Here is an 11,526-nt window from a genome sequence, read left to right on the forward strand (position 1 = left end):
GATGATATTCCTCTCATATCTGTCCTAATCAACATACCTACTATTATAATTACAAACCAGCCAAATGTTTCCTCCCTCTTGAAACATATGCGAAATTGATGTAAAATTTCATTTATAAGCTTGAACATTGACGTTTACCCCCTATGGTTTTTTATGTTTTGCAAATCTAATTTACCATGGGTAGACCTTTGTATCAAGCTTATTACATATGTAAGTTCTGGCAAGAACTTTTAACTCTCAAGTATAGAAAGAGGAACTTCTAAAATTGAAGTTCCTTTAGTCTATTATTTATTCATATCAGTCTAAACATAAGAATAGATATTTAAATTAAAGGCTACCATTTTTATTGGATTTTGATATAATAAGGAAAGTGCTAATTTTTTTAGTTATTTATTTTAAATAAAAGAAAGGAATCATATGCTAACACTTTATTTTTCAGGAACAGGAAATTCGAAATATTTAGCAGAACGTTTTTCAGAAATAATGGGTGGAGATTGTTATTCTATTGAAGAAGAAGTGGATTTTGAAAATCTCATTACCACTGCAAGTACAATTGCATTTTCCTATCCCATTTATGGGTCATGCGTTCCGCAGATTTTGCGTGAATTTGTAACAAAAAATAAAAATTACTTAAATGAGAAAAAACTTATTATTTTTTGTACACAAGCCATGTTTTCAGGGGATGGGGCAAGGGTTTTTATAGAATTATTAGAAGGCATAAATTTTGAAGTGATTTATGCAGAGCACTTTAATATGCCAAACAATATTGGTAATATTCCTGTACTTCCAATAAAAAATAGAGAACAAATAAAAAAAGCTTTCAAGAAAGTAGACAAAAAGTTGTATAAGACATGTGAAAATATAAAAAATGAAGTTATTAAGAAACGAGGTTTTAATGCTTTTTCTAAGGGGCTGGGTTTTTACTCTCAAAGGAAGTACTTTCTAAAGTCAGAAGAAAGGAAGAAAAAAGATGTAAAAATATCCCCTGACTGTATTGCCTGTTCTAAATGTGTAGAGGTTTGCCCTATGAAAAATCTTCAGGTTATTGATAAAAAAATAGAACAAAAGGGCAAATGTACTCTTTGTTATAGATGTGTCAATATATGTCCTAATAAGGCAATTACAGTACTGATTCATTCAAAAGTAAAGAAACAGTATAAAGGTGTTGATGGCAAATTATTTGAGAATGTCAAGTGAGACAAGGGGACGGTTCTCTTGTCTCATTTTTTCTGGAGTGAATTTTTTGTGAGAATGTCAAGAAGGTGAAAGTATAAAGAATAATTTTAATGGTTTTTAAAAAAGATGAATTTAAAATATAAAATAAAACAGAATAGGGTGGAGATTAAATGTTTCGGAGGTTTATTACTAAAGAGTATAATACGGCTGGTAGTCGTCTGTTTATTTCAGTTTTTTTAAGCATATATGCTGTATTTTTTGACTTATTTTTAACTATGTCTGTTTTAGGAGATAAAGAAGACTTTTTAAAATTTTGGTTGCCTTTTAAAATGAGTAGTTTTGATGCTACTGTATTTTTTTTTATTATAGCATTTGTAGTTTTGCTTATGTATATTGTACTATTTATGATTAAGCCATATGGTGATATTATTATAAAAACAGGCTTGGTTTGGTTCCCGTGTAAATTTCTATTTACACTATTTTATCAAATAATATTAATATGGGGACTAGAAGGTGAAAGTCCACATGCAACGATTATTTTTTATTTATTAATAGTATTAGCAATTATCATTACACCTTTTTTTGTTGTTAAACTTATAAAAAATTATAAGCTGATAGATTTAGAAAATATAAGTACTAAGAAAACATATGTTATTTCACTTCTAACATGTATAGGGATTAATGTTGTAACATTAATGCTGGGTGTTTTTATAGTGATTTGTGGAATAGCTTACATAGGATTTGGCTAATAAGAAGACAGGAAGACAAGAGACAAGGGGACGGTTCTCTTGTCTCATTTTTTTCTGGAGTGAATTTTTTGTATTCAACCTGTCTTTTTAGGGAATGTATTAAACATAATACATTTTAAAGATGAGGTGAACAATATGCATAAAAATCAAAACATAGAAAAAGCTACTTTTGCAGGTGGGTGTTTTTGGTGCATGATAAAGCCCTTTGATGAAATGCCGGGCATACATAATGTTGTAGCAGGATACAGTGGAGGACATGTTAAAAAACCATCCTATGAAGAAGTTGTGTTGGGAACTACAGGTCATAGAGAAGCAGTACAAATAACTTTTGATCCACATATATTTTCTTATAAAAAATTGTTGGATATCTTTTGGGAAAGTATTGACCCCACCGATGAAGGAGGACAATTTTACGATAGGGGAGAGCAATATAAAACAGCAATTTTTTATCATAATGATAAGCAAAAAGAATTAGCTTTAGAATCTAAAAGAAAACTTGAAGAGATTGGGAAATTTAATAAGCCAATTGCTACGGATATAATACCATTTGAAAAATTTTATTTGGCAGAAGAGAAACATCAGGATTATTATAAAAAAAATAATTTTCACTACAATAGATATTATGAAGGTTCGGGACGTAAAGACTTTCTCCAAAGGACATGGAAAGTCAAAAAAGATGATAAAAAGTTAAAAGAAACTTTATCTGTTTTGCAATATGAAGTAACACAGAATAATGGTACTGAAAGACCTTTTGAAAATGAATTTTATAATAACAAAAAAGAAGGAATATATGTTGATATAGTATCAGGAGAACCACTTTTTTCATCAAAAGACAAATATGATTCAGGAAGTGGTTGGCCAAGCTTTACTAAGCCATTGCAGCATCAAAACATTGTTGAAAAAACAGATAGCAGTCACGGTATGACTAGAACAGAAGTGCGTAGCAAATATGGTGATTCTCATTTAGGTCATGTATTTGAAGATGGCCCTAATGATAAGGGGGGATTAAGATATTGTATAAATTCTGCATCATTGAGATTTATTCTAAAGGACGATTTAGAAAAAGAAGGATATAAGGAGTATAAAAGATTATTTGAGGAGTGAATTAACTTTAGTGGAGGAAAGACAATTCTACAGTTTTTAAATCCTTCATCTATATATACCACATTTTTATGTTGAAGCTTTATCTTACTCTAAGATAAAAAAATTTTAAAAACATATTGACAAAGAAATGGTAATGTTATATACTAAAAACATACCGACGGTCGGTACTGGAAATTGGAGGTTTTGTTTTATGGATGTAACACATAGAAGTGATGACAGAAAGCAGGAATTTTTATCTACAGCATTAGAACTCTTTTACGAAAAGGGCTATGAAAAAACTACAATAAAAGATATTATCGATAAAATGGGGGTTTCAAAAGGAGCTTTTTATCATTACTTTGAATCAAAAGAAGATGTAATTATAATAATTGCAAAAGAGTATGTTGACAGGGCTATTGGCATAATGAAAAGAATAATTGAAAGAAAAGATTTAAATGCTGCCCAAAAGGTTAGTGAAATATTTACATCAGTTAATGAATATAAAGCTAATTCAGAAAGTAGAAGGTCTAGAATAAAAGGTGTATTTAATAATGAGGGAAACTTGAAGCTTGATAAAAAAATATCTGATTCAATAAGAAAAGAGTTAAATGCACTATTTAAAAAATTAATAGATGATGGAGTGGAGGAAGGTTTATTTGAAACTTCTAATTCTACAGAACTGGCAGAATTTATTTCTAACATAATTCACAGTTTAAATTCTTCAATTGACAGACTTGTAATAGACTTATATGAAGTTGATTATGAAGAATTTATTAGGAAGCTAGATGAAAAGTTAAAGTTTTATGAAATAATGTTTAAAAAAATTTTAAACTTAAAAGGTGAGTCAATAAAGTTTAGAGAATCTTACTTAAAAAGATTTTCAAAGATAAAAAACTGAAATATTTTTTTACCCCGAACAAACCGACGGTCGGTATTGAAAAATAAAATTTATGTGATAAAATAAAAAGAAGGAGGATTATCATGAATACAAAATTATTAAGAAATGTTACTAAAGATGATTTTTCATTAGCAGGTGGAAAAGCAGCTAACTTAGGAGAGATGATAAAGGCTGGATTGCCTGTACCTGAAGGTTTTGTGGTATCAACAGATGCATATGATAAATTTATAGAAGCTAACAATTTTAAAGACAAAATTGAAAACATACTTAAAAATATCAACAAAGATAATTTAAAAGAAATGGAAAAGGCCTCAAATAAAATACAGGAACTATTTGAAGCTGGAAGCATACCTGAGGATGTACTTTTTGATATTAATAAATGCTATGAATTAATAGGAAATCCAGAAACGGCAGTTCGTTCCTCATCTACAGCAGAAGATTTACCAGGATTCTCTTTTGCAGGCCAATACAGCACATATTTAAATGTTAAAGGAATAGAAGAACTCCACAAATATGTTAAAAAGTGTTGGGCATCTCTTTGGAATTTTAGGGCAGTGTCCTACAGAATACAACAAAACATAGGAAATAAAAACTTAGCACATGGAGTGGTGGTGCAAAAACTTATTAATGCTAAAAAATCTGGAATTCTATTTACAGCAAATCCTGTAAACGGCAGAAGAGATCAGATGTTGCTAAATTCATCATGGGGAATAGGAGAAGCTATAGTTGGAGGAGAAGTAAACCCTGATCAATGGATTTTAGATAAAAATAATGGAAGTGTCGTAGAAGAAAAAATTGCAGAAAAAAGTGTAATGACAGTAAGAAAAGAAAAGGGAATTGAACTTGTAAAAGTAGAGGGTAAAAATAAGACAGAATGTACACTAAACAGTTCAGAGATTAATGAATTATATAAAATGGCAAAAAAAGCTGAAGATTATTTTGGCTCTTCTCAGGATATTGAATGGGCGTATATGGATGGTAAGTTCTATTTAGTGCAAACAAGACCTATAACTTCACTATATCCAATGCCAGAAAAAAAGAAGGGCAAAGATGGATTGAGGGTATTTTTAAACATGAACAGTTACTCACAAGCAATGAAAGAACCTTTTACACCGATGGGTGAAGATTTAATGAAGTCAAGTATTCACTCACTGATATTAAAATATGGTAAGAAAAAATTTAATGGTGATAGGATGTGGTGGTATCAAAATGTTGGAGGAAGGCTTTTTCTAGACATAACTGATTTTATGAGAACCGAAAAGAGCTGGGGTAAATTCAAAAAAGAAGATAAAACTGACAAGGATCCTGTTACAACAAAGGCACTACTACAGCTTGTTGAAAGAAACAGAGATGAAATTTTAGACAAAAAACAATCTGTTAAATTATTAGGAAAAATGAATTCAAGATTAGGTAAATTTTTACTAAGTGGAGGCACTAAATTCTTTTACGGTATTTTTTCACCTGTAAAGGCGAGAAAGAAAGCTGTAAAAGTTTCAGAAGATGAAATTATAAAGTTAAAAGAAGATATTAAAGAGCTTAATTCTATAGAAGAAAAACTTTTATATATTGAAAAAAATACTGGGGATTTCATAATGAATGGAGCAATTTTACTATGCTACGTAGCAGTTTCTTCAACTTATATAGGAAAAGCAAAAAAAATAATGCAAAAGCACTTAGAAGATATTTCAGATTTATATATTGTAGAAAAATCAGTTCCTCACAGTGCAACCACTCAAATGGGCATGAGTATATTAGAACTATCAAAAAAGTATGATGAAAGAGGAAAAAGACCTAAAGCTACAGATAAAGAGATAAAAGAGTTTATGAAGACATATGGGCATAAATCATCAGTTGAGCTTGATGTAGGTGTTGCTACATGGGAAGAAGAACCAGGCTATGTTTTAGACTTAATTAATACTTATATTGATAACAAGAACTATCAGGAAGGTATAGATAGATTTTATAAGGGCAAAGAAGAAGCAGAAATGGCAATACAAAGGATAAAAAGAAATTTAGAAGAAAAAGGTCAAAAGAAAGATGCTAAAAGAGTTGAAAAGATGCTTAAAGATTTCAGAGAAATGTTTGGCATTAGAGAGCAGTCAAAATTTTTCATAACAGAACTTTTGAGTATGTTGAGAAAATTATATATAGAAGTTGGAAAAGAACTTCAGAAGGCAGGAAGATTCCAAGATAAAATGGATATATTCTATGTAAGATTTAATGATATAAGATCAAATAAAAATCTTAAAGAAATAGCAGAGAATAATAAAGAAATATACAAAAGAAACTTTTTAAAAGCCGCTCCAAGATTACTAACCAGCACTGGAGAGAGCATTTATTCAGCAGTGGAGCAAAGAAGAGAAGATGGATTATATGGTGTACCTGTATCCCCAGGTGTATACGAAGGAAGGGTAAGGATTTTGCACAATCCGGAAGATGGTAATAAACTTGAAAAAGGTGAAATATTAGTAACTACAGGTACTAATCCTGCATGGACACCACTGTTTTTAAAGATAGGAGCACTGATAATGGAAACAGGCGGATCAATATCACATGGTTCTGTTGTGGCAAGAGAATACGGTGTTCCAGCAGTAGCTGGAGTTGCTGGAGCTACACAGGAACTTAAGGATGGACAGATGGTTAGAGTAAATGGAGAAGACGGGAGTATTAAAACAATAAGCAGTTAAACATTGGAAATGTACATGTCATAAAAGTATTTTTGAAATATCAAATGTTTAGAATCAATTTAAGTAATGGCTAAGAAATAACATCTGATTCTCGTTGTCAAAACCTGTTAAATCATCGGAGGTTTGAGGGCGTTATTCCTAAAGTAGTGAGTCTAAGTGTTTATATATAAAGTATTAGTTTAGCTGTTGAAAATTAAAATATCGGTAGTTTATATGCAAGACATACCGGCGGTTGGTATGTTACAAGAGAAAGGTGGGATTAATAATGAAAAGTAAAAATATGATTATTTTATTTATAAGTTTAATAGTTGTTATGATGGGATATGGAATTGTAATGCCTGTACTTCCATTTTATATTGAGAGTTTAGGAGGTAGGGGAATACATTATGGACTATTGATATCAAGTTATGGTCTAATGCAGCTAATCTTTGCACCTATATGGGGAGGATTGTCTGACAAATATGGAAGAAAGCCTATATTATTAACTGGCCTAACGGGCATGGGAATAGCGATGATACTATTGGCTCTTGCAAACAAACTGTGGATGCTTTACCTTGCTCAAATACTCTCAGGAATGCTCTCATCTGCTGCAATACCTGCAGCTCAGGCTTACGCAGGCGATTGTACAACTAAAGAGGAGAGAGGGGGAGCAATGGGGAAAATAGGAGGGGCTATTGGAATAGGTGTAATACTAGGTCCAGGGCTAGGAGGTTTGTTGGCTTCAAATTCCTTATCCACTCCTATGTATATAGCTTCTGCCTTTTGTTTTCTGACTTTCTTGATAATATTAACATGTCTTCCAGAGTCACTTTCTAAAAAAGATATGTGTAAAGCAACAAAAATAAAATTTATTCAAATTAAAGGTTTATGGCAAACTCTTTTTACTCCTATAGGTTTTGGATTGATAATAGCCTTTATATCTATATTTGGTCAGACGATGTTTTCAAGTATATACGGGTTATATGCATTAGAAAGATTTAGTTATGGCCCTGAGGAAATTGGAACAATTCTTATGGCAATGAGTCTTATGTATGCACTGTCACAAGGTTTACTGGCAGGTCCTTTGACCAAGAGATTTGGAGAAGCAAAAACTATTTCCATGGCATTAATTGGAGGGGTACTTGGATTTTTACTGATGGTACTGGCAAACAGTTTTTTTACTATAATACTTGCAATGAGCACTTTTATGCTTGTAATCTCACTACTAAAGCCTTCAGCTTTAGCGTATATTTCAAAAAATACAACATCTAATCAGGGAAAAGCAATGGGAATTGCAGAATCTTACATGGCGTTAGGAAGGATAGCAGGTCCATTACTGGCAGGAATGATTTTTGATATAAATATGTATTATCCCTTTATTGCTGGCAGTTTGATATTTTTCACTGGGTTCATTGTAACATTTAGAACAGGCAGGTTAAAGTCTGAGATAAAAATATAAAACAAATATGGTGGAGTAAAACTCCACCTTGTAAAATATAATAGCTAATATGCAAGTTGCTTTGGATTATCAGCAAAGTATAAAACTAGTTGGATTTGATAGGATAGGGGGCATATACAAAACCTTCCTTTAGAAGCTTCATATTATTTGAAGCAAAATTTGAAGCAAAATCGATTTCTATATCTTCAGGTATATAAATACATATAAAGTTTTTATAGTTATCAAACACATAATCTTTATTAAAATTAGAAGAATTTGACGAAAACTGAGAAATAGCAAAATTCTTATCAACATTTGAAATTGTTATATTGTGTCTCTTTTCTTGCTTTAAGATTTTTAAAGTATTATTTTCATAATTCACATGGATGGGATCTTTTATTTCGGTACAATCAATGTCGCCAAATATATATTTAGGTGCGCAATGTACAATTTCAATTTCCCCACTAAGATTTTCTAGTCTTTGTAGATATATTTTTTCGATTTGAAGCCATACCCCATCTCTATCTAGAGTTAAGATGTCATCATCAAGCTCAAATTTCCAAGTGTTATGTACTTGGAGTAATTCTTCGTTAATAGCATTATCCAGATATTTATCAGTGGAATTAACTAGGGTATCTTCTATATTTAAATTGGTTTTGTTAATATTCATATAATATATCACATGAAATAAAACTACTGAAAAAATAAGTAGAAAGGCATATCCAACAATTACCCATCTGCTCAATTTATGAAATATCCAATTGTTAAAAAAAGATGTTGATTTTAAGTTTATTCCAAATGCAAGTATAATTAATGAGATGAAAAATAAAAGAAATATAAGGTTAATCATAGTCGAACCTCCTTTTCTTTAGTTAGCATTATTGAAAGCAAAAATAATACTATCGAAGGTATAAGCGTTTTAAGTGTAAAAACCAAAATACTGGTTTCATGAAAATAAAAATTATGTACAAATACTGTATAATCAATTCTAAAAAAAATTATAGTTAAAAAAAGCACAGTTAATAATACCGCAAATATTTTATTAAAATAAATCAATGAACCAATAAAATAACCTAATGCTGAAAAAAGCAAAAGATATAATGTTATAATGCTTACACTTAATAAAAAGTCTTGAAAGGATATATGAGACATTATTATGGAGAATGGTTTTGAAATTGGTAAAAAATATCTTAAGACTCTTAACATATATCCAGACAAAACAGCAAAAGTACTTCCTGCAACTACTATTGTTAGCAAAAAACCAATGGTGGATAACTGGGAGCTTAATCGGTTAGAGATAAAGTTAAAATCCATATCCCTGTAAGTTTTTGATCTTAGAATGGCAGATGCTATAAGTACAAAAATCATTGTAAAAACAATAGCAATTTCGTCGGCATAGGAACGTATGTCAATTACAAAAAAAGGATTAAACCTGCGAATTGAGGTTCCGTAAAGAGTAAAAGAAATTGCCAATGTAAATATTTGTATTGCTACAAGGGCAAATACTATATTTGAATACTGATTTAGTTTGTTAAAGTACTGTTTTTTAACAATACTCAATAAGCTAGTTTTTGTCGAAAACACTGTCAATACCTCCTTCTTTACTACCTGTAAGATAAATACATAAATCATCAGCAGAAACCGATGAAATTTCAACATTTGATACACTGAAAACATCTAGTTCTGAATTTTCAAAGTCATTTTTAACCACTACATATGTACTGTTTTTACTGAGGTTATCCCTATGTAATACTTCCTTTTCTTTAATAACATCTTCAATTACAGACACTTGGCCTTTCAAACCTACAGCATAAGTTTTAATATCTGAAACTGGAAGGTGTAGGTATTTAGTGCCTTCTTTTATAAGTATAATATCCTCTAAAATTGATTCAACTTCATTTAAAAGATGACTTGAAATAATAATACTGCGAGGGTGCTTAATATAGTCCTTTAGTAGAGCTCTGTAAAAGTCTTTTCTAACTGCGACATCCATGCCTGTTGTTGGCTCATCTAGTATAGTAAGTGGACAACGAGCAGAAATTCCGATTATTAAGTTAAAGGCACTTTTCATACCTTTTGAGAGCTTTTGGTGATATTGTTTAAAATCTAATGAAAAGTACTCTAACAGGTCTTTTGCAAGATTCATATCCCAATTTGGATAAAGGTTTGAAGCAGACTTTAATATTTCTAAAAGGTTTAAATTATTTAAAAAAGTCATATTATCATCAATAAATATCATATTTGATGATACATAAAGAGAGTTAAAAGGATTTTTGGAAAAAACATTAACCTCACCTGAAGTTTTTTTAATAAAGCCTGCTAGTATTTTTAAAAGAGTTGTTTTGCCAGCTCCGTTTCGCCCAATTAACCCAGTTATCTTATTATCTTCAATTGTAAAAGAGATATTATTCAATGCCTTTTTGGTGCCATATTTTTTGGTTAGTTTTATGCATTCTATTGTGTTCACAATTATGCCTCCTTTCTTTGATTCGTAGCTTCTGTTATCATTTTTGATAGTTCATCATCACTGATACCTAGACGCTCAGCTTCTAAGATCATTTCATTGATAAGACCTTTAAGTGTTTGATTTTTGCGCTTTGCAATTATTATTTCTTTAGCATTTGCTGTCACAAACATACCTAACCCTCTCTTCTTATATAAAATATTCTCGTCAGCTAAAATATTAAGCCCTTTAGCAGCAGTAGCAGGGTTGATATTAAATATATCTGACAGTTGATATTGGGAGTAGATTTTCTCATCTGTCATAATAGCTCCAGACAATATCTCTGTTTCAAGCCACTGTGCAATTTGAACATAAATTGGCTTCATGCCATTGGTATTTAATTTCACATATACACCTCCATATAAAAAGAGTGATATAGTACATTAGTGTTGTAATGTACTATATCACAAAAAATATAATCAGTCAATGCATCAGTAGGAAAAATGTTTCTTCCATATTTCCATTCACATAAATAACATTCACCCGTAGGAAAGAAGAGAGGCTAATTTGTGAGAAATTCTATGTTGAGTTTTTGTATTCATCCATTTCAACCTATTGACAAATACTTAAAAACAGTTTAAAATATAATTATATTGAATGCAAGGGGAGAACAGTGAACGTAATTAATCTTAAAGAGAAGTGAAGTGCTCATTTTAAATTGTGTTGAATTGTTAAAAAATAAACAAAGAAAAAATTAAAAGAAAGCATGTTCTAAAGTGATATAAAGGGGGTAAAGTGGGAAATGAGGTTATTAAACAAATTATAGAATAAGATATTAAATTTCACTTCTAAATATTCAAATTTATGCGTTTAATCTTGCATGTTCTAAAATTAATCTATGGTTTATGATTGATTTAATTAAATCTATATAGTTTTAAAAATATAGTTATGCTAAAAGCAATGATTTTTTTATAGGCAAAAACACATAATTGTTTTTATAGAGTATAGGAATTTGTAAAAAGATTAATTCTTGTAAAAATTTATGGGCTATAGTGAATTTTCTTGAGAAAGCT

At 30.4% G+C, this 11,526-nt stretch carries 10 protein-coding genes; 6 read left to right on the forward strand and 4 right to left on the reverse strand.

What is annotated here, in order from left to right; translation table 11 throughout:
• Positions 1–417 precede the first annotated feature (417 nt).
• The 6 genes from RBH29_RS12805 (at position 418) to RBH29_RS12830 (ending at position 8,031) form a co-directional block, all read left to right on the forward strand.
• Entirely contained in the window at positions 418–1,197 is a 780-nt protein-coding gene (locus tag RBH29_RS12805; protein WP_306697311.1) for an EFR1 family ferrodoxin, read from the forward strand.
• A gap of 149 nt (positions 1,198–1,346) precedes the next feature.
• Complete coding sequence (locus RBH29_RS12810) at positions 1,347–1,925, forward strand: hypothetical protein (RefSeq protein WP_306697312.1); 579 nt, start codon at positions 1,347–1,349, stop codon at positions 1,923–1,925.
• Positions 1,926–2,060: 135 nt separating this feature from the next.
• Entirely contained in the window at positions 2,061–3,029 is a 969-nt protein-coding gene (gene msrB / locus RBH29_RS12815) for a peptide-methionine (R)-S-oxide reductase MsrB (protein WP_306697313.1), read from the forward strand.
• A 190-nt stretch (positions 3,030–3,219) separates the two neighbouring features.
• On the forward strand, positions 3,220–3,906 hold the full coding sequence (locus RBH29_RS12820) for a TetR/AcrR family transcriptional regulator (protein WP_306697314.1): 687 nt from the start codon (positions 3,220–3,222) through the stop codon (positions 3,904–3,906).
• Between the two features lie 83 nt (positions 3,907–3,989).
• Positions 3,990–6,593 carry a PEP/pyruvate-binding domain-containing protein gene (locus RBH29_RS12825; protein ID WP_306697315.1) on the forward strand — a complete coding sequence of 868 codons (2,604 nt, stop codon included), beginning with the start codon at positions 3,990–3,992 and terminating at the stop codon, positions 6,591–6,593.
• A gap of 253 nt (positions 6,594–6,846) precedes the next feature.
• Entirely contained in the window at positions 6,847–8,031 is a 1,185-nt protein-coding gene (locus tag RBH29_RS12830) for an MFS transporter (protein WP_373463334.1), read from the forward strand.
• 85 nt (positions 8,032–8,116) lie between these two features.
• Here the strand turns inward: RBH29_RS12830 and RBH29_RS12835 are convergent, their stop codons facing one another.
• Genes RBH29_RS12835 through RBH29_RS12850 form a run of 4 tightly spaced genes read right to left on the reverse strand, consistent with a single transcriptional unit; the run spans position 8,117 to position 10,860 of the window.
• On the reverse strand, positions 8,117–8,860 hold the full coding sequence (locus RBH29_RS12835; RefSeq protein ID WP_306697317.1) for a hypothetical protein: 744 nt from the start codon (positions 8,858–8,860) through the stop codon (positions 8,117–8,119).
• Positions 8,857–9,594 carry a hypothetical protein gene (locus RBH29_RS12840; protein ID WP_306697318.1) on the reverse strand — a complete coding sequence of 246 codons (738 nt, stop codon included), beginning with the start codon at positions 9,592–9,594 and terminating at the stop codon, positions 8,857–8,859. Before RBH29_RS12840 ends, RBH29_RS12835 begins: the two co-directional genes overlap by 4 nt.
• The gene (locus tag RBH29_RS12845) at positions 9,575–10,477 is read right to left on the reverse strand and encodes an ABC transporter ATP-binding protein (RefSeq protein ID WP_306697319.1); all 903 of its coding nucleotides are present in this window, start codon (positions 10,475–10,477) and stop codon (positions 9,575–9,577) included. Before RBH29_RS12845 ends, RBH29_RS12840 begins: the two co-directional genes overlap by 20 nt.
• 2 nt (positions 10,478–10,479) lie before the next feature.
• The gene (locus tag RBH29_RS12850; protein ID WP_306697320.1) at positions 10,480–10,860 is read right to left on the reverse strand and encodes a GntR family transcriptional regulator; all 381 of its coding nucleotides are present in this window, start codon (positions 10,858–10,860) and stop codon (positions 10,480–10,482) included.
• Positions 10,861–11,526 lie beyond the last annotated feature (666 nt).

This window comes from Herbivorax alkaliphila, assembly GCF_030848475.1.
Classification (GTDB): Bacteria; Bacillota; Clostridia; order Acetivibrionales; family Acetivibrionaceae; genus Herbivorax.

What these genes read in the sequence shown, in the direction of transcription:
- RBH29_RS12805 (WP_306697311.1), top strand. Translation starts at nt 418, where the DNA reads ATGCTAACACTTTATTTTTCAGGAACAGGAAATTCGAAATATTTAGCA.
- RBH29_RS12810 (WP_306697312.1), top strand. Translation starts at nt 1,347, where the DNA reads ATGTTTCGGAGGTTTATTACTAAAGAGTATAATACGGCTGGTAGTCGT.
- msrB (WP_306697313.1), top strand. Translation starts at nt 2,061, where the DNA reads ATGCATAAAAATCAAAACATAGAAAAAGCTACTTTTGCAGGTGGGTGT.
- RBH29_RS12820 (WP_306697314.1), top strand. Translation starts at nt 3,220, where the DNA reads ATGGATGTAACACATAGAAGTGATGACAGAAAGCAGGAATTTTTATCT.
- RBH29_RS12825 (WP_306697315.1), top strand. Translation starts at nt 3,990, where the DNA reads ATGAATACAAAATTATTAAGAAATGTTACTAAAGATGATTTTTCATTA.
- RBH29_RS12835 (WP_306697317.1), bottom strand. Translation starts at nt 8,860, where the DNA reads ATGATTAACCTTATATTTCTTTTATTTTTCATCTCATTAATTATACTT.